Source organism: Hydrocarboniphaga sp. (assembly GCF_028291725.1).
GTDB lineage: Bacteria > Pseudomonadota > Gammaproteobacteria > Nevskiales > Nevskiaceae > Hydrocarboniphaga.
Genome location: NZ_JAQGNT010000085.1, coordinates 82035 through 99985, shown reverse-complemented (window position 1 = coordinate 99985; position 17951 = coordinate 82035). Strand labels below are relative to the sequence as shown.

Annotated in this window: 20 protein-coding genes, 1 tRNA gene and 1 pseudogene; 10 read left to right on the top strand and 12 right to left on the bottom strand. The window is 62.8% G+C overall.

Going from position 1 to position 17951, the window contains the following annotated elements:
• Together JWQ90_RS22575 and JWQ90_RS22570 are read right to left on the bottom strand one after the other, a co-directional pair.
• Nucleotides 1-523 (bottom strand): annotated as a pseudogene (locus JWQ90_RS22575) (MotA/TolQ/ExbB proton channel family protein); the annotation flags it as partial.
• Between the two features lie 65 nt (nucleotides 524-588).
• Entirely contained in the window at nucleotides 589-1206 is a 618-nt protein-coding gene (locus tag JWQ90_RS22570) for an energy transducer TonB (RefSeq protein WP_299697251.1), read from the bottom strand.
• A gap of 520 nt (nucleotides 1207-1726) precedes the next feature.
• On the opposite strand from JWQ90_RS22570, the gene JWQ90_RS22565 reads away from it, so the two are divergent.
• Nucleotides 1727-1957, top strand: a complete 231-nt coding sequence (locus JWQ90_RS22565; RefSeq protein WP_299697250.1) for a lipoyl domain-containing protein — start codon at nucleotides 1727-1729, stop codon at nucleotides 1955-1957.
• Nucleotides 1958-2041: 84 nt separating this feature from the next.
• Here JWQ90_RS22565 and JWQ90_RS22560 read toward each other — a convergent pair whose 3' ends face one another.
• The 4 genes from JWQ90_RS22560 to JWQ90_RS22545 form a co-directional block, all read right to left on the bottom strand.
• Nucleotides 2042-2839, bottom strand: coding sequence for a DNA-binding domain-containing protein (locus JWQ90_RS22560; protein WP_299697249.1), 798 nt, complete (start codon nucleotides 2837-2839; stop codon nucleotides 2042-2044).
• Nucleotides 2836-3702 (bottom strand): DUF692 domain-containing protein, encoded by an 867-nt coding sequence (locus tag JWQ90_RS22555; RefSeq protein ID WP_299697248.1) that lies wholly within the window; start codon nucleotides 3700-3702, stop codon nucleotides 2836-2838. The genes JWQ90_RS22560 and JWQ90_RS22555 overlap by 4 nt, the downstream gene beginning before the upstream one ends.
• A gap of 86 nt (nucleotides 3703-3788) precedes the next feature.
• Nucleotides 3789-4052, bottom strand: a complete 264-nt coding sequence (locus JWQ90_RS22550) for a hypothetical protein (RefSeq protein WP_299697247.1) — start codon at nucleotides 4050-4052, stop codon at nucleotides 3789-3791.
• Nucleotides 4053-4446: 394 nt separating this feature from the next.
• Nucleotides 4447-4539: transfer RNA gene (locus JWQ90_RS22545), tRNA-Ser, on the bottom strand.
• 224 nt (nucleotides 4540-4763) lie between these two features.
• Here JWQ90_RS22545 and mltF point away from each other — a divergent pair.
• A complete protein-coding gene (gene mltF / locus JWQ90_RS22540) occupies nucleotides 4764-6263 on the top strand; it encodes a membrane-bound lytic murein transglycosylase MltF (RefSeq protein WP_366919573.1) in 1500 nt (499 codons plus the stop codon).
• Between the two features lie 78 nt (nucleotides 6264-6341).
• On the opposite strand, the gene def is transcribed toward mltF, so the two are convergent.
• The 5 genes from def to leuS all read right to left on the bottom strand — a co-directional run bounded on the left by def (nucleotide 6342) and on the right by leuS (nucleotide 11559).
• On the bottom strand, nucleotides 6342-6872 hold the full coding sequence (def, locus tag JWQ90_RS22535; RefSeq protein WP_299697246.1) for a peptide deformylase: 531 nt from the start codon (nucleotides 6870-6872) through the stop codon (nucleotides 6342-6344).
• Nucleotides 6869-7219 carry a (2Fe-2S) ferredoxin domain-containing protein gene (locus JWQ90_RS22530; protein ID WP_299697245.1) on the bottom strand — a complete coding sequence of 117 codons (351 nt, stop codon included), beginning with the start codon at nucleotides 7217-7219 and terminating at the stop codon, nucleotides 6869-6871. The genes def and JWQ90_RS22530 overlap by 4 nt, the downstream gene beginning before the upstream one ends.
• A gap of 126 nt (nucleotides 7220-7345) precedes the next feature.
• Nucleotides 7346-8071, bottom strand: coding sequence for a YdiY family protein (locus JWQ90_RS22525; protein ID WP_299697244.1), 726 nt, complete (start codon nucleotides 8069-8071; stop codon nucleotides 7346-7348).
• An 89-nt stretch (nucleotides 8072-8160) separates the two neighbouring features.
• On the bottom strand, nucleotides 8161-8781 hold the full coding sequence (gene lptE / locus JWQ90_RS22520) for an LPS assembly lipoprotein LptE (RefSeq protein WP_299697243.1): 621 nt from the start codon (nucleotides 8779-8781) through the stop codon (nucleotides 8161-8163).
• Nucleotides 8782-8883: 102 nt separating this feature from the next.
• Nucleotides 8884-11559 carry a leucine--tRNA ligase gene (leuS, locus tag JWQ90_RS22515; protein WP_299697242.1) on the bottom strand — a complete coding sequence of 892 codons (2676 nt, stop codon included), beginning with the start codon at nucleotides 11557-11559 and terminating at the stop codon, nucleotides 8884-8886.
• Nucleotides 11560-11633: 74 nt separating this feature from the next.
• Between leuS and JWQ90_RS22510 the strand changes: the two genes are divergently transcribed.
• The 6 genes from JWQ90_RS22510 (at nucleotide 11634) to JWQ90_RS22485 (ending at nucleotide 16153) form a co-directional block, all read left to right on the top strand.
• Entirely contained in the window at nucleotides 11634-11915 is a 282-nt protein-coding gene (locus tag JWQ90_RS22510) for a hypothetical protein (RefSeq protein WP_299697241.1), read from the top strand.
• Nucleotides 11872-12615 carry a nucleotidyl transferase AbiEii/AbiGii toxin family protein gene (locus JWQ90_RS22505; RefSeq protein WP_299697240.1) on the top strand — a complete coding sequence of 248 codons (744 nt, stop codon included), beginning with the start codon at nucleotides 11872-11874 and terminating at the stop codon, nucleotides 12613-12615. Before JWQ90_RS22510 ends, JWQ90_RS22505 begins: the two co-directional genes overlap by 44 nt.
• A 129-nt stretch (nucleotides 12616-12744) precedes the next feature.
• Nucleotides 12745-13005 (top strand): type II toxin-antitoxin system RelE/ParE family toxin, encoded by a 261-nt coding sequence (locus tag JWQ90_RS22500; protein WP_299697239.1) that lies wholly within the window; start codon nucleotides 12745-12747, stop codon nucleotides 13003-13005.
• Nucleotides 13002-13370: a helix-turn-helix transcriptional regulator gene (locus JWQ90_RS22495; protein ID WP_299697238.1), complete on the top strand. Its 369-nt coding sequence runs from the start codon at nucleotides 13002-13004 to the stop codon at nucleotides 13368-13370. Before JWQ90_RS22500 ends, JWQ90_RS22495 begins: the two co-directional genes overlap by 4 nt.
• A gap of 313 nt (nucleotides 13371-13683) precedes the next feature.
• On the top strand, nucleotides 13684-14106 hold the full coding sequence (locus JWQ90_RS22490; RefSeq protein ID WP_299697237.1) for a prepilin-type N-terminal cleavage/methylation domain-containing protein: 423 nt from the start codon (nucleotides 13684-13686) through the stop codon (nucleotides 14104-14106).
• Nucleotides 14107-14179: 73 nt separating this feature from the next.
• Nucleotides 14180-16153, top strand: a complete 1974-nt coding sequence (locus tag JWQ90_RS22485; protein ID WP_299697236.1) for an O-antigen ligase family protein — start codon at nucleotides 14180-14182, stop codon at nucleotides 16151-16153.
• Nucleotides 16154-16338: 185 nt separating this feature from the next.
• Here the strand turns inward: JWQ90_RS22485 and JWQ90_RS22480 are convergent, their stop codons facing one another.
• The gene (locus JWQ90_RS22480; RefSeq protein ID WP_299697235.1) at nucleotides 16339-16722 is read right to left on the bottom strand and encodes a hypothetical protein; all 384 of its coding nucleotides are present in this window, start codon (nucleotides 16720-16722) and stop codon (nucleotides 16339-16341) included.
• A 575-nt stretch (nucleotides 16723-17297) separates the two neighbouring features.
• Between JWQ90_RS22480 and JWQ90_RS22475 the strand changes: the two genes are divergently transcribed.
• Together JWQ90_RS22475 and JWQ90_RS22470 are read left to right on the top strand one after the other, a co-directional pair.
• Complete coding sequence (locus tag JWQ90_RS22475) at nucleotides 17298-17483, top strand: hypothetical protein (RefSeq protein WP_299697234.1); 186 nt, start codon at nucleotides 17298-17300, stop codon at nucleotides 17481-17483.
• Complete coding sequence (locus JWQ90_RS22470; protein ID WP_299697233.1) at nucleotides 17480-17896, top strand: PIN domain-containing protein; 417 nt, start codon at nucleotides 17480-17482, stop codon at nucleotides 17894-17896. Before JWQ90_RS22475 ends, JWQ90_RS22470 begins: the two co-directional genes overlap by 4 nt.
• Nucleotides 17897-17951 lie beyond the last annotated feature (55 nt).

Genomic DNA, 17951 nt, shown 5'->3' with positions numbered 1-17951 from the left:
CCTGCAGACGGCTCTGGATTTCGTCGACCGCGCGGTTGACGCTCATCGTCACCCAGCTGCTCAGGTCGATCTGCTCCACCAGTGTGCCTTCGTGGTGACGCTGCGCGGAGACACCGCGGTCGGCGATATACCAGAACGGGCTGCCGCTGCCGAGCGATTTGATACCCTCGGGTATCGATGCACTCTTCCAGAACGTCGCGTTCGCCGCCTTGGACTGGCGCATCAGCTTCGATTGGTCGATGTACTTCACGACCATGATGTACCAGGTCGCGCCCGACATGATCAGCATCGCCACCAGCACGAAGCGTGCGACGAAATCGCCCTGCGCCCACAGTGCACCGATACCGTAGGGGTTCTCGACACTCTCGGTTTTGGCTGCCGCCAGCGGCGCTTCCGCGGCCGGCGCTGCAGCAGGGTCCTGCGCATAAGCGGAACTGCTGGTCATCACGCCGCCGCCAAAGGCGCAGACGAGCGCCAGCATCGCAGCCAGAACGGTGGACTTCATTTTTTGCATCAGCGACATCGCAAATCTCCTCGGAATCGGGGGTGCAGGGCTCAGCGGCGGCTTACCGGGTGGGTGGGAATGCATCAACGCGTGGTGCGGAAGGTGTACTTGATCTGCGCCCAGGCCGGCGTCGGCACGCCGTCAACGGTTCCAGGCTCGAACTTGCAGCGCGACAGGCCCGCGACGGCTGCTTTGTCCAGACGCTCGAAACCACTGGATGCCTGAATCTTGCTGTCGGTGACCTTGCCGTCCAGGCCAACCAGCAGCTGCAGCGTCACCGTGCCGGCCTCGCCGAGGCGCTCGGACACCGCGGGATAATCCGGCTCCTTGCAAGCTTTGGCCCTGACCACCGGCGCCTTGCTCACGCCGCTGGGGCGCGGGGCGGGAGCCGCGGCCGGCGGCGGCGCCACGGTCGTCGTCGTGATCGTGTTGGCGCGCGGCGCCGCGGCGATATTGATTTCCGGCGGCGGGATGAACGGCGGCGGCGGAATATCGAGCTTCGGCGGCGGCGGCGGCGGCGGCGGCGGCTCGTCGGTTTTGACCTCGTCCAGAATCTTGGTCTCGATCGGCGGCGGCAACAGCTCGATGGCCTTGCGCGCCAGACCGTTGACCAGACCATAGATCAGCAGCATGTGGAACAGGACCACCGCACCGATGGAATACATGCGGCGCGATGTCTGGGGCTTGTTGGAGAAATCCATGCGTCAGCCTTGGCAGAAGCGATACTTGAGCGGGAATTCAGAACGCGGTCGCTTAAAAACCGGCCCGAAAACATCGGCAGCGCAATCGACGAGGTTATGGATCCGGGGAGAACAATAAGCACGGCGGCCCACGACCGAACGATTCCGTCGGTTGGCCTGGAGGGGCACGCGACCGCAAGCGGCCACGGCACATCGCCGCTGCACTCTATTCAATATACCGCGCCCTTTTCTTAACCGACGCTGTACACGATTGCTCATGGCAGCGTTCTGATCACTCGATTGCGTTTTCGCCTGCACGGATGATGCCGATGCTTGCGGAGTTACAGCGTGCCGCCGCCACACCGCCATCCGTGCGGCGTGCCGCATCGGTGACGATCATATTTCATGAGACGGCAAAAGCCAGCAAAATTTTCACTGGCGACTTCGCCACGACACTCGGGAATGGCCAGACGGGGGTGACGGCGAGTGCAGAATACGCTACACAGTGCGCCCAGACAAAACACCGCCGCCGACAGGCACCATGAGCACGCAGATCATTCTTCCCAGACTGGGTTTCTCGATGAACGACGGAACCCTGGCCGAGTGGCACGTGGAAGATGGCCATGCCGTCAGCCAGGGTCAGGTGCTGTATTCCCTGGAGAGTGATAAGTCGGTACAGGAAATCGAGGCGCCGGCGTCGGGCACGCTCAAGATAATCAAGCCCGCCGGCGCGGTCTATGTCGTCGGCACGATCCTCGGCGAGATCGTCTGAAGGCTCACGCCGCTCCGAAAGCCCGGGGATCGAGCACCAGCATGGAACATTTTTGTGCGGTGCAAAAAAATCGGCTGTTTTCTGTTACGTCGCTGCGGCGCCGAGCACGATCAGCGCGCTGATCCACTGATCCTGAATCCAGCGTTTCAGCAACTCGGCCGCGCGCATCGCGACGGCCGTTTCGTCGTGCCACTCGCACAGGCGCTCGCAGATCTCGCCGAAGCGGGCGCCTTGCAGCGCGGCGTCGAGCGCGGCGGACTCGTCGGCCTGGAGCGCGCGGTGGCGCACGCCGAGTTGTATGCGCCATACCGCGTGCCTGTGCAAGGCGTCGAGTTGCGCGGCCTCCGGAATATCGCGCTCCAGATCAAGCGCGAGACGGATCGCGGCAACATTCCAGTGCTGATCGACGCGACGCAGCGATCCGGAAAACGCTAGCTGCATCAGCGGCCAGTGTTCCGGCGCGAGCGCAGCGACGTCTTCGATCACCGCCGCGGGCTCGTCGATCGCGTCGAAGGCCAGCGTCATTTCCCATTCCAGCGCGGCCATCTCGGCCAGTGCCGGCGTCCGCGACCATGGCGCGGTATCGCCCAGGAACCCGGCGAGCCGGGCACCATACCAGCGCAGGTTGAAATGCGGCGATGGCGAGACCTCGACGTAGGCGCACGCCATTTCTTCGAACGCATCCGCACCGCACAGATGGCGCAGGCCCGGGAAGTCGTTGCGCAGCACTTCCACCAGGCGCAGGCGGTAGGCCTGGTAATAAACACCGAGCCGGCGCTCGGCGCTGGCCGCCTGATCTTCGACCACGGCCGCGTGAATCGCGTCGTCGCCCTGCAGGACATAGCTAGAGAAATTGCGTTGCAGCAGCGCCAGTTCGCTCATGCGGCCGCCGACAGGATGGGCGCGGCGATGCCGCGCGCGTAGTCGAGCTCGTCGACCAGTTCTGCCAGCGGCGGAATGTGGTCGTCACGCTCGATCATCGTCGACACCGGCCCGAAGCGCCGCATCGCGTACGCATACAAATCCCAGACCGGGCCAATCACCGGCGCATCGTGCGTGTCGATGATCAGATCGCCCTGATGCATGTGGCCGGCAAGATGAAACTGCTGGATGCGATCGGCAGGCAGACCGTCGATGAAATCGCGCGCGTCGAAGCCGTGGTTGTGCGCGCTGACATAGACATTGTTGACATCGAGCAGCAGCAGGCAATCGGCGCGGCGCGCGATCTCGGAGAGGAACTCCCACTCGCTCATCTGTGATTGCCGGTAGCTGACGTAGCTGGAGACGTTCTCCAGCACCAGCCGGCGCTCGATCACGTCCTGCACCTGGCGCACGCGGGCCACGATGTGCTCGATCGCCTCGATGGTATACGGCAAGGGCATCAGATCATGCAGCTTGCGCTGGCCCGCGCCGGTCCAGCACAGGTGATCGGAGATCCACGCGGGCTGCACGAAATCCGCGAGTTTTTTCAGCTGTTTCAGATAATCGAGATCCAGCGGATCGACGCTGCCGATCGACATCGACACGCCATGCATCACCAGCGGATAACGCTCGCGAAAGCGGGCGAGATAATGCAGCGGCCGGCCGCCGGGAATCATGTAGTTCTCGGATACGATCTCGAGCCAGTCGATAGCCGGATCATCCGCAAGAATCGCGTCGTAGTGATCAACGCGCAGGCCCAGACCGAATCCCAGCGAGGGATGCGTCAAGGGCGAAGATACTGCGGTCTTGTTGGATGACGGCATGGCAGCTTGATGATGTCGCAAAGGCTGTCGTCAAAACCGGCCGCGGATCGGACCACAGGGGTCCGCTCCGCGGCCGCAGCGGACGATCAGCCCTTCTTCATCATCTCCTTCTGCGCGGCATCGCATTCGGCCTTGCTGGACTTCTCGGTCATGCCCTGGCCCTTGCAGGCGTTCTGGCCCTTGCAGGCATTCGCGGAGTTCTTGCAAGCGCTCTGTCCCTTGCAGGCGCTGGTGTGCTCGCAGGCGACCTTCGCGGCGTCGCCGGCGAAAGCGGTGTTGACCGCGGCGACCGAGAACAGGCCGGCAGCGGCGGTGGCGAAAGCAAGACCGGTCATTTTCATGGACTTCATTTTGGTATCTCCAGATGGATAGCGGATTGATGGACACACGACGGCGACATATTCAACGCAGGCCCGATGACAGGGCGATTGCGATGCTTCGCTTCGCCTCCTTCGCCCAGACCTGTACGCCATGAATCGAGTTTCGGTTTCATCTCGACTCACTACCAGCAATCATTCTGCGCTGGCCTGGAATCCATAATCTGCCTCTTGCCGCGCGGGCGATGCCACTGCGAGTCGGCTGTTTGTAGCAGAGCGTCCGGAAGCAGCGCCGCGCGGCTCTGCATGGAACGACCGAAAACCTGATCGGGAGAAACCGCGATGACCGTCAATGCAGCGGAAATCATGCGCAGCACAAACAAAAAATCCGGACGCTCGTGTGCGAGTGCCCGGATTTATCAATAAGTGGCGGAGAGGAGGAGATTCGAACTCCTGTGCAGGCTTTCACCCACCATCCGATTTCGAGTCGGCGCCGTTATGGCCACTTCGGTACCTCTCCGCAGAGGCTGCAACTGATTGTATCGCCAGCCGTAATGCGCAATCTACGGCCCAAATATCAACGCCTTCTGAACGCTCGTTAAGTTCTGCCGCTGAACTTTTGCAGACTCAGCGTGGACTAAGCGCTCCGGGCCTTTGAGCCACCCTGTTCAGGATTTCGGTCAGGTTTCTGAACGAAAGCTTGTGCTAGGGTGTACGGCCGAAGCGATAGGGCGTGCATTGTAGATGAATGACGCAGTGAAGCCTACTGCTCTTCGCAAACCGGGTGCCTTGGCTGCAACGTTGATGGTTGGCGTGGCGGCCTGTTGTGCACTCACCACCTGCACACCATCGGTCAGTTCGCTTGAAAAAGTGCGCAAGACCGGGGTGTTGCGGGTCGCGACGGTCAATAGTCCGACCACGTATTACCAGGGGCCCGACGGGCCTACCGGGTTTGAATACGACCTCGCGCAAGGGCTTGCGGACAAGCTGGGCGTAGAACTACAGATCGAGGTGGCGGCATCGCCGCCGGCCGCGCTGGACATGGTGCGTAGCGGCCAGGTGGACGTGGCCGCCGCCAGCCTGGGCGTGACCGCGCTGCGCGGCCAGCACGTGCGCTTCTCGCGCCCGGTGCTGACCGTGGTGCCGCAACTCGTCTACCGGATGGGGACCACGCAGCCGGAGAATCTCGGCGGCCTCGGCGGCCGTCTGGTGGTCCCCGCCGGCAGTTCACAGGCGGAGCAGCTCGCATCCTTGCATGCGCATAATCCGGGCCTGGTCTGGCAGGAATCGGGCGACGACGACTCCGAAGATCTGCTGGAGAAAGTCGCATCGGGCGAGATCGACTACACCGTCGCCAACTCCGATCTGATTGCGATCAATCAGCGCTACTACCCGAAACTGCGCGTCGCCTTCGCGCTCGCCGACTCGCAGGACCTCGCGTGGGCGTTCTCGCAGGATCGCGATCCCAGCCTGTTCGATGCGGCCGGCGAATATCTGAACTCGATCGGCGACACCGAGCTTGCGCGCTTGCGCGACCGCCACTTCGGTCATATCGAACAGGTCGACACACTCGGCGCGGTCGCGCTCGCGACGCATGCGCAGACGCGCCTGCCGCGCTACCGCGCCGCGTTCGAAAAAGCAGCGCGAAAATATGGTCTCGACTGGCGTCTGCTGGCGGCGATCTCCTATCAGGAATCGCATTGGGACCCGGCGGCCGTCAGCCCGACCGGCGTGCGCGGCATCATGCAGCTCACCGCGCAGACCGCGCTGCATCTGAAAGTCGCGGATCGCGAAGATCCGCTGCAGAGCATCGGCGGCGGCGCGATGTACCTGCGCACGATCATCGATCAGCTGCCCGAAGAAGTCGCCGAGCCGGATCGCACCTGGCTCGCACTGGTGGCCTACAACATGGGCGTCGCGCATTTGAACGACGTGCGCGATCTGACCAGCAGCCTCGGCGGTGACGGCACCCGCTGGCTGGATGTGCGCGGATCGCTGCCGCTGCTGGGCCAGCCGAAGTGGTACAAGCAGACCAGGCACGGCTATGCCCGCGGGCGCCAGGCCATGCAGTTCGTCGGCAATGTGCGCACGTACTACGACATGCTGGTGTGGCTGACCGATGGCAGCAATGGCAGCACGCGGAATGTGCCGCAAGGCGTGCTGATGACGCCCGCGATTGCGCCGCCCGAAGATCTCATGCCCAGCGCAGAACAGATCCTGAAAATCCGCTCGCCGATCCTGTAGGTCGGCAATCCCTTGCCGACGTGAGGCCCCGTTTGCGTATCGGGTTTGCACGTCGGCAAGGGATTGCCGACCTACGGTTCAATCGTCCTGCAGGGCCTGTCCTGGAAACAGTTCTTCCTGAAACCCGAAGCGCGTGAAATCGCGAACGCGCATTGGATACAGGATGCCGTCCAGATGATCGCATTCGTGCTGCACGACGCGCGCGTGAAAATCATCGACGCTGCGGTCGATGACGTTCCCAGCAGCATCGAAACCGCGATATCGCAGCCGTTTGTAACGCGGCACGACGCCGCGCAAACCCGGCACTGAAAGGCATCCTTCCCAGCCTTCTTCGATCTCGTCGTCGATCGGCGTCAGCTGCGGATTGATCAGGATCGTCTCCGGCACCGCTTCGGCATTCGGATAGCGCGGACTGGATACGAAGCCAAAAATCACGACTCGAAGATCGACGCCGATCTGTGGTGCGGCCAGGCCCGCGCCATTGAGCGCGCGCATGGTGTCGAACATGTCTGCGATCAGCGCATGCAATACGGGCGTGTCGAAAATCTCGACCGGCTTGGCGACACGCAGCAGACGCGGGTCGCCCATGCGCAGCACATCGCGAATCATCGGAGCTTTAGCCGCTCGACGATCTCGCCGACGACGACATGGCGGTCGATGATCTCGTCGACGTCCTGCTGATTCTTGTAGCCATACCAGGTGCCCTGCGGATAGATCACCACGCAGGGCCCGAGTTCGCAGCGCTCCATGCAGCCGGCGTTGTTGATGCGCACCGAGCCGGGCTTGCCCAGCTTGAGTTCCTTGATGCGCTGCTTGGCGTGGTCGCGCGCCTCCACTGCGCCATGGCGCCCGCAGGATCGGCGCTCGCCGGGTTCGCGCACGTTGGTGCAGAAAAACACGTGGTGCCGGTAGAAACTGCGCTCCGGTGGTTCACCGGAATCGTCTTCTGAACTCATGCTGGTGCTCCGTGAAACTCCGTAGTTTGTAGTTTGTAGGTTGGGGTGAGCGTAGCGAACCCCAACATGACGTCCGTACCGATGTTGGGGTTCGCTACGCTCACCCCAACCTACTCAGCTGTCGAACTAACCCGGCTTCTTGCCGAAGTTGTAACTGAAATTGAGCGCCGTGGTCGAATCGGTGTGCTTGATGCCGGAATCGACTTGCGAGTTGTTCTGCACCGTGAAAATGATCGACGCGAATAGATTCCCGATCACGTACAGCTTCAGCTCGGTGACCGACTGCGAGAACGTGTTCGCCTCGCCGGACTCGACCTTGACGGTCTCGCGGAAGCCGCTGTTGTCATTGATCCGGTACTGGTAGTCGGCACCGAAGCGGCCGATCAGATCACTGTCCTTGTCGCGCGAATCCTGCTCCTGTTGCTGACGCGCACCGGCACCGAGTTCCAGATCGAGCAAGTGCTTCGGGCCGGTCAGAAGATGGCGGCCCAAACCGGCGGTCTGAGACGTGCGCTGGCGAATGCCGCCGAATAGATCTTTTTCGAAATCGCCGGCGAGGAATACGTAGTTCTGCTCGAAGAAGGTGTAGTCGACCTTGTCCGTCACCAGGTAGCGCTCGCTGGTGGTGTCGCCGCTGTCGGATGCGAACAGAGCCTGCGACAGGAAGGCATTGCGCCAGGGGCCGTTCAGATAGTCGAGCGTGAACTTGCCGTTCACCGATGTCGTCTCGCTGTTGCCGGAGGTGCTCAGCACGCCGAGCGAAGCCTCGCCCCACCAGGGCACCGCGTTGGCGACACCGGGAACCAGCGCGAGCGCCGGTAAAGTAAGACAGACCGCTGCAATCCTTTGCATGGTGACCTCCTTGTATTGTCGGGGTAAAGCAATAAAAAGTTGGCGCCGACCGGGGAAACCGATAGGCAAGCCGCTACCGCGCGCGGCACTCAGGGCGTGGTCGGTGCCGGCGTCGGCGGCTGCGCCGGGTCCTGGGCCGGCGTCTCGGACGCTGGCGCTGTCGGCGCATCGGCCGCCGGTGTTTCCGCTGGCGGCGGCGGCACCACTCGCGCGGGTTCGCCAACCACGCGGCCCGCCTGATGCGACAACTGCGTCTCCACTTTCAGCAGCAGCAACTCTGCCAACTGATCCTGAATATATTCACGCAGCCGCGCTTCTTCGGCCTCCTTGGCCAGCACCTGCTCCTCGTTGAACGAGTAGTCGCGAGTAACGCGCAGGCTGCCCGGGGTGACCAGCACCTGGCCGCCGTCGATGACTTCGTAATCCACCGTCGTCACCAGCAGAAATTCGATCGCCTTGCCGTCCGGGCCGACTGACAGCACTTGCCGGCCTTCCTTCAGATTGGTCAGCTTGATCGTCGCGGTAGCACTGGCCGCCTGCTTGGTGACGACCGCGCCCTGGCGCGTGAGCCGCTGGCGCAGGGACGTCTCCAGAGGTGGCTCGGACACGCGATACGGCACCACAACGTCGATGTAGACGCGGCGCAGCACGTCGGGCAGCGGGCGCGATCCGGCGGGGTGGAAACCGCAGGCGGTGAGCAGGGCTGTCACGAGCAGCGCCGCGACACCCGCCCTCACCCGGCGCTGCGCGCCACCCTCTCCCGCTTGCGGGAGAGGGGAAAAACGTAGCGACGCGATCGATTTCTGTCGCACTCAGATCACCAGGTTGACCAGCTTGCCGGGTACGACGATCTGCTTTTTGATCGGCGCGCCGTTGATGAAGCGTTGCACGTTCTCATCACTCAGCGCAGCTTCGATGATCGCGCCCTGCGTCGCATCGGCGGCGACCTCGATCCTCGAGCGCAGCTTGCCGTTGATCTGCACCACCAGCATGACCTGATCGCGCAGCATCGCGCTAGCGTCCGCAACCGGCCAGAGCTGCGCCAGCACGTCGTCGCTGCCACGCAGTTCACGCCACAGGCCATGCGCGATATGCGGCGTGACTGGGTTTAGCATCAGGGTCACCGCCTCCCAGATCTCCTGCAACACCGCGCGCGAGCCCTCGTCTTCGCCGTCGAAGCGGCTCACCGCGTTCAGCAGCTCCATGATCGCGGCGATCGCGGTGTTGAAGGTGCGGCGGCGGCCGTAATCGTCGCCGACCTTGGCGATGGTTTCGTGCAGCAGCCGGCGCAGATCTTTCTGCTGTGCATTCAGCGCGGCAACATCGAGCTTCGGTGCCGGGCCGCGCGATACGTGCTGATGCACGCCGCGCCACAGGCGGCGCAGGAAGCGCGCCATGCCTTCGACGCCTTCCTCCTTCCAGTCCAGCGAATAATCCGGCGGCGCGGCGAACATCGAATACAGGCGCACGGTGTCGGCGCCGTACTGCTGGATCATCGCCTGCGGATCGACGCCGTTGTTCTTGCTCTTGGACATCTTCTCGACGCCGCCGATCACCACAGCCTCGCCATCGACCGCGGACTTGGCCGCAATCGGCTGGCCTTTGGCGTCGCGCTCCAGCACCACGTCGGCCGGATTGATCCAGGTTTTCTTGCCGTCGGCGCCTTCGCGGAAGTAGGTCTCCTTGATCACCATGCCCTGGGTCAGCAGCTGCGTGAAAGGCTCGTCGCTCTTGACCATGCCTTCGTCGCGCATCAGCTTGTAGAAGAAGCGCGCATACAGCAGATGCAGAATCGCGTGCTCGATGCCGCCGATGTACTGGTCGACCGGTAGCCAGTAGTCGGCGCGCTCGTCCAGCATTTTTTCCTTGTTGTCGAAGCTGGCGTAACGCGCGAAATACCAGCTCGATTCAAAGAACGTATCGAAGGTGTCGGTCTCGCGCGTCGCCGGGCCGCCGCATTGCGGGCAGGTGGTCCTGGCCCATTCCGGATCGGCCTTGATCGGCGACTGGACGCCGGTGAACGCGACGTCTTCCGGCAGCACCACCGGCAGCTGGTCTTCCGGCACCGGCACCGCGTCGCAATGCTGGCAATAGATCACCGGGATCGGGCAGCCCCAGTAGCGCTGGCGCGACACGCCCCAGTCGCGCAGACGGAAATTGACGCGGCGCGAGCCACTGCCGTCTTTCTCGAAGCGCGCGGCGAGCGCGTCGAAAGCCTGCGAGAAATCCAGGCCGTCGTATTCGCCGGAATTGATCAGCGTGCCGTGCTCGGTGGTCGCGTGCTGCTGCAGTTCGCGCAGCTGCTTCATCAGCGGCTCGAGCGCGGAATGCTCCACCGGCTCGTCCTCGTCGGACAGTGCGCCCAGCGTCGCCATGCGCGCTTCGATCTCGGCTTCGGCGGCGGTGCGGATCACGTGCTTGATCGGCAGGCCGTACTTGGTCGCGAACTCGTGATCGCGCTCGTCGTGGCCGGGCACGGCCATGACGGCACCGGTGCCGTAGCCCATCAGCACGAAGTTCGCGGCCCAGACCGGCACACGCGCGCCGCTGATCGGATGGATCACGGAAATGCCCAGCGGCACGCCGCGCTTTTCCATCGTCTCCATCTCGGCTTCGGCGACACCGCTGCGCGAGGCCTCCTTCAGAAACGCAGCGAGTTCAGCGTTGCGCTCGCCGGCCTTCAAGGCCAGCGGATGCTCGGCGGCGACGGCGACGTAAGTCACGCCCATCAGCGTGTCCGGGCGCGTCGTATAGACCTTCAAAGGCTCGGCCTCGCCCTCAACCTGGAACTGCAGCTCCAGGCCTTCGCTGCGGCCGATCCAGTTGCGCTGCATGGTCTTGACCGGCTCCGGCCAGCCCGGCAGCGCGTCCAGGTCGTCCAGCAGCTCCTGCGCGTAGGCGGTGATCTTCAGGAACCACTGCGGGATCGAGCGCCGCTCGACCACCGCGCCGGAGCGCCAGCCGCGGCCGTCGACGACCTGCTCGTTGGCCAGCACGGTCTGGTCGATCGGGTCCCAGTTCACCACCGAATCCTTGCGGTAGACCAGGCCCTTCTTCATCAGCCGCGTGAACAGCAGCTGCTCCCAGCGGTAGTACTCGGGCCGGCAGGTGGCCAGCTCGCGCGACCAGTCGTAGGCAAAGCCCAGGCGCTTGAGCTGGACCCGCATGTACTCCATGTTGGCGTAGGTCCACTTCGCCGGCTGGGTGTTGTTGGCGATCGCCGCGTTCTCGGCCGGCAGGCCGAAGGCGTCGAAGCCGATCGGCTGCAGCACGTTCTTGCCGAGCATGCGCTGATGCCGGCTGATGACGTCGCCGATGGTGTAGTTGCGCACATGCCCCATGTGCAGCTTGCCGCTGGGGTACGGGAACATCGACAGGCAGTAGTACTTCTCGCGGCTCGGGTCTTCCACGGCCTTGAAGGACTGCTGCGCATCCCAGTAAGCCTGCGCGCCTGCTTCCAGCTCGGCGGGGCTGTATTGCTCCTGCATGTCTCGTGATCGGTCGTCGGAATAAGGCGCGGAGTTTAACGTAGGGCGGGGCGGGACCCGGCTACAATCGCGCCATGAGAAATCCGCTGCTCGCCAAGCTGCGATTCAACTACCTGTGGTCGAACCCACAGGCCGACAACGACGTGCTGGTCGCCGCCGCCCTTGAGCGCCCGCTGTTTCCGGATTTGCTGACACTGTCGCTGGAACTGGGGCCCGACGCGCTGCGCCGGGTCTGGGACGAGATCGAAGCGGAGGGCTGGCGCAGCCCCACCGCAAGAGACATGTCATCGCGCTACATCGGGATCATCGATCGTGCATACCGCAAAGCTGCCGGACCATACCCTCAGCCTGCTTGAGGCGCTGCGCCACGCCGAAGGCATCGGCGAGTTCGTGCTCGTCGGCGGAACCGCGCTCACGCTGCGGCACCAGCATCGGCTAAGCGAAGACCTGGATTTCGCTTACACCGGGTCTCGACTGCCGAGAGCGGAAATCAGCCGCATCATTGCCCAACTCCGCGACACGGGCTGGTCGGCCGCACCGATCCCGGACCCGAGGGCGCTCGACGAGTTCGCGGACGACGGGCTGGATCTGAACGACTACCAGCAGGATTTTCTGGTCGGCGAAAACCCGGCGGACGGCGGCAGCCAGACCAAGCTCACATTCTTCCGGCCCAGCGATCCCGTGCTGCTCGACGGCTCCGGGCGCGAGCAGCACGGGGACGTGGCAGTCGCCGGGGATGCCGAAATCTTCGGCCTCAAATCACTGATCCTCGCAGAGCGGATCCGCTCGCGCGACGTGTTCGATCTATGGTGGCTGCTCGAAAATGCCGGATTTACCGTCGCCGACATGGAGCGCGCCTACCGACTCGCTCAGCAAGCCGATAACTTGCAGACCGCTTTCGCCCGGATAGCACGAGGCCGATACGCGAAATCGGACCCCGGCTACATCGGAACCCTGCCTGGCATGCCAGACCGTGATCAAGCCCAGCAACTGCTCTGGAACAAGATTTCGGACTGGCTGGAAGCCCGGGCGATCGAGGCGTTCAGGGCGTCGTAGGTCGGCAATCCCTTGCCGACCTGAGGCCTCGCTTGCGCATCGGGCTTCCGTAACCGAGAGGTCCGCGGCCTTAGGAGCAGAGCGTCATTTGCGCTTGTGCGCATGTTAGCTAATAGCTAACATTGCGCTATGGCGTGGACCATCGAATACAGCAACGAAGCACGCAAGGCGCTCAAGCGAATGCCTGCCAATATCTCGTCGCTGATCGAAGCCAAGTTGACCCTGTTGTCGCAGAACCCGTACGCGCCCAACAACAACGTGAAGAAGCTGCAGGGGCGTGCTGCCTATCGCTTGCGCATCGGTGACTGGCGGGCCATTTACGAGTTGCAGGACGAGATCATCACCATCTACATCGTTACCGTCGCACCACGCGGAGGCGCATACCCATGAGCAAGGTTCAATACATCGAAGAAGGCGGTCGCCGGAAGTTCGCCGTCGTCCCCATCAAGCTCTGGGAGCGCCTGGCGCAAGACGCAGAGATGCAGGACGAGGTGCGCGCCTACGATGCAGCCAAGGCCAATGACAGCGGCGTTCGCATTCCGGCAGAGGTGATGAGGCGTGAACTGCAAACCGGCAGCGCCCTATTGGCGTGGCGCGAATACCGCGACCTAACCCAGAATCAGCTTGCCGCCCAGGCGGGCATCAGCAAGCCGTATCTGTCTCAGATTGAAACGGGCAAGCGCAAGGGCGCAGCGGCCACGCTCAAAAAGCTGGCGGCGGTACTGCAGGTGCCGATGGATGTGTTGGCAGACTGAGAGGCTGTGAGTTTTTTCACTCGCCTGCTAGCTACGAAATGGATAGAGGGGAACACGACGGATTTTTTTCATGATCCGCGCGGCGGGTATGGCGGCAGGGGCCTGCCATCGGATGAACTGATGGCAGGGTCAGTAGCTGCGGCTGACAATCCTCGTCAGTTGCCGACAACGGCTGGCAGGCGAGCCGGTACGGCATTTGGCGCAAACCCTTGTTTTAAATGGAATCATTGGCCAGAAGTCGATCGGCACAGCCGTTGCTCCCTGATTGAACGGGGAGATCACTCCCTTCGTCCACCGTCAACGGAGTGTCTCCATGAACAACAAGCAGCAGGGCTTCACCCTCATCGAACTGATGATCGTCGTCGCGATCATCGGCATCTTGGCCGCGATTGCGATTCCGGCTTATCAGAATTACATCAAGAAGGCGGCGTACTCCGAAGTCGTCTCGGCGGCCGCGCCCGTTAAGTTGGCGGTCGAAGCCTGCTATCAGCAGGATGCAGACTTTACGAAGTGCAACACGTTCACCCTAATCGGCATCGACCAACCGAGCGCGACCAACGCCGTCAGCAGCGTAACCATCGCCGGCAATTCGGTTATCACCATGGCTCCCAAGGCCTACAAGGGCATTTTGGATACCGATTCCTGCACCCTTACTCCGACCGCTGCTGGCTCGGCCGGTCAGCTCACCTGGGCCTACAATGGCGCCTGCACCACTAAGGGTTACGTGAAGAACTAAACTCTCAGCCGCATCAAATAACGCCGCCCTTCGAGGCGGCGTTATTTTTGAGCGGCCATAATCGAAAACTCCCATGCCAAGCCTCCATCGCCTATGCCCCGGCGCCCTGAGCGCCGGCCTGCTGCTGGCGGCTTCGGCCTGCGCGTTGCTGGTCATGCGTCTGGAACCGGATCTGCTGTTGCTGGCAGTGGGCGTCACCTGTTTATTGAGCCTGATCCTTGCCGGGAGCCTGAGAGCAGATAAATACAGTTGGGCGCTTCCCTGGGGGCCGGTTCCGCTGCTCGCAGTCGCCCAATTGGTCTGGCTGCTCGGCCCTGCGATTTGGCTCAGCACAACACCACAGATGAGCCTCTGGTCGGGTTGGCTTCTGGCTCTGCTGCCTCTCGGCTATCTCGCCGGCACATTCCTACAGCGGCAACCAGGCGCCGCATACCGCGTCTGGGCGGGCATCGCACTGCTGATCACGCTCGAGGCGGTGTTTTCGAACATCCGCTATTTCTCCGGAATCACACCGCGAGGCATCGGCACGTTCCTCGATCCCAACGCCTTCGGCGCGCTGCTGTACTGCTTGCTGCTGCCTGCCGTGGCGGTTTACGCAGATGCAGATCAACCGCCATTGAGGCGGCGCCTGGCTCTGGGCGCAATGGCGCTGGTATTTCTGGCCTTCTTCTCGACGCAATCGCGCGGAGCCGGTGGCACGCTGCTGCTGATGTCGTTACTCCTTGCGTTTGCTCTCCGCAGCGCTGGTGTTCCTGTGTTGCGGCCCGCGTTTACAATCGCGGCGACCGCGCTCGCCTGCTATGTCCTGGTCCGCGTTACCTCGCCTAACGGAACGCGCACGCTTGATCTGGCCACCGACCCCTCGACGCTGGGGCGGCTGATGATGTGGAAATCCACCTGGAATGCGTGGCTCGACCATCCCTGGTTTGGTACCGGCGTGGGTACATATCGCCTGCAGTACCGGCATTACAGGTTGCCGGAGGAAACCGGTACGACGGGAGACCTCGCCCACTGCGACTATCTGCAGATGCTGATGGAAGGCGGCCCCATATTGCTTGGTTTCCTGCTCGCCTGGGGCGTAGTGACTTGCTGGCTCGGCTTGAGTTTGTTCCTACGACTACGCGATACGCGGCAACCGATGGCAGCACGCAAGGCTGCTATGCACGCCTTGACGCTGGTATTGGCCGTGCTCGGGCTCTTCGTCCATGCCACCGTCAACTTCATCTTCTATGTGGCACCGCTCGCACTGCTGGCCGGGCTCGCATTGGCACAGGCGCAACACGCACTCTCCGGCACACGCCTGCGTGCGGTTCGGATACCTGCGAATCGCCGGTTGGTCCTCGCGTTCGCGACGCTGACGGTCGGCGTTGCTACCGGCGCCTTGGTAGCCGACTGGACCGCCAGCCTGATGTTGTCACCGTGGATGCCGTCGACACCGCTCTCCGTGGCGTCGGCACCCGCCGAACGACGGTATCAAATCGCCTCGTATGTCATCGCGTTGCGGCCCAACAATCTCGTGGCGCAGCAGACCCTGGTCAGTTCGGCGACTGAGTTGGCGCTGTCGCGTGCCGGCCAAGCTGCGGGACGCACCTGGGCCGACCTCGCGCTCTACGACGGCAAGAGACTGCTGGAAGTTAGCCGCGAGAACGCCTACGGCTGGGAAATGCTCGGCCGCTTGCTAACCGGCTACCCGCAGCTAGGGGTTGAGATGCCCCCACTACCAAGTCGCGCCGAAGACCTGTTCCGCCGCGCGATCGATTTCTATCCCGCCGCCCCCACCCCCTACCGGTTACTGGCGGGTGAGCTTGAAAAAGCGGGGCATCCAGCGGACGCGCTCGAAGTTCTGCACTCGGCGTTGACATGGCGCAATATCCCGACGCCCACAGCCGCAGCGAACAAATCCTGGATCGCACTGATCGACTACGGCCGGGCGCTGAGCCTCAAGCAACTCGATACTGATCCGACACCGCGGGTCATCGCAATGGCCCAGGACTTTGGCGCAGCAACCGCGCCACCGGCCACGATCGAAGCGACAGCCGGGCCGTAGAACAAGCCAGCCTATTCCAAACTCGCCACCTGTCCTCGGTGCTCACAGACGGCGACACCGAGGACAGCGACCTGGAAAGGCATCGAACCCGACACCCGAAATCGAATCTATGGCCTCCGACTTCGAACATTTCAGTAGGAACACCGCGGCGAAGGAAAAATAGCTTCAGAAGTACGGCTTGGGGATTACGGTGACACTGTATGAAACATATCAACCTGATCTTCGCCCTGACCTGCTGCTGGCTTGGGGCCGCGTTTGGCGGGTGCCAGGGGTCGTCGGGTGTGGGCTTCCAGGTTTCTGATCCATTCGTCACCGCCCACGGGACGGCCGGTTGATCGCGGGCGGCGAATGGCCCGCACTGCGTTCGCGTCCTCCTCCGTGTCCAGCAGTTGCGCGAAATTGCCGACGCGCTGAAGTAAGGGCGCTACGGTCACCACGCCGTCGTCCTTCCCCGCCAAATGCGCGCGCGCACTCGACCAGGGCCAAGTCTCCGCGCGCTCGACCAGACCCGCGCGCACGGGGTTCATCGGCACATAGCGTGCCGCTGCAAACAGGTGCCGCTCGTCCATAGCCGTGGAACTGAAGCGCCCCTGCCACAGGTGACCGGGATTACGGTGACACTGTATGAAATATCACTGCTGTCCGGTTAATCTGAAGTTCTCGCTTAAAGACTGAAAACTTCCATGCCGATTCAATCGGATGGATTGGAATCGGGGTTGGTGGGATTACGGTGAACCAAAACGACTCACCGGTAAGGGTTCCGAGCCTTATCGGTGAGCCCGCAAGGTTAAACCGTTGCTTGCGTCGCGCTCGCCGCGTTGATGAAGGTCGGCAGGCGCTGCTGTGTCGCACGGCCTATCAGGTCGTAGACCGTGTCGGTCTTCTGCGTGCCGGTGGTCGCAACCGGTTGGCTGGGGCATGCAGAAAGAGGATTTCGAGAGGTCAAAACGGCGGTGACGGGAGACGGAAAAGGGAGAATCGCTCCTCCAACACCCTGATCCACGACTCACAGCAGGCTCATGGCGTCAAAAATGAGCCTTGCCGGAGCCGGAAAATACTTCGCCGACAGGCGGACGGGATCACCAGCGGCATCGAACTCGACATCGCCACCATCGCAGCCGCGTGCATCGCGACGGAGGGTAGAATGGGCTTCACCCTGCCACTCTCGGAGTTCGCCATGTCCAAGCCCAAAGCCAAGGCTGCACCCGCCGCCAAGCCGCGCCGCGCCGTCGCCAAGAAGGCCGCCACGAAGAAGCAGCCCGTCAAGCTGTCGCCGCTGTTCCGGCTGCTCAAAGACGCGCCGGAAGACTTCGGCCAAAACCTGGGATGAGCCGGGTTCGATATCTGCTGGATACCAACATCCTGAGCCTCGCCCGGCGAGGCGCGAAGGCGCCCAATCGGGCCATCGCGCTGAACGCCAAACTGGACGAGCATCATCGCCGCATCGTCATCTCGCTCATCACTCTAGGCGAGTTTCACAAGGGCGCCTCGCTGAGTGCCGATCCCGCGCCTTACCTGCGGTACATCGAGCGGATGCGGCGCCTCTACGACGTGCTGCCACTCGACTACGAAGTGACACGCCACTTCGGCACCGTGGCCGCCACCACCCAACGCCAGCAGATTGGCGTCAACGATGCCTGGATCGCCGCGACTGCTCTGCGTCATGATTGCATTGTCGTCACCAACAACGTGCGCGAGTTCGCCCGCGTGCCGGGCTTGGCCATCGAAGACTGGACCCGCTGATCCACGGCTCGGCCGAAGCGTGTGTCCCTATGTCGGTATTACGGTATTACGGGTA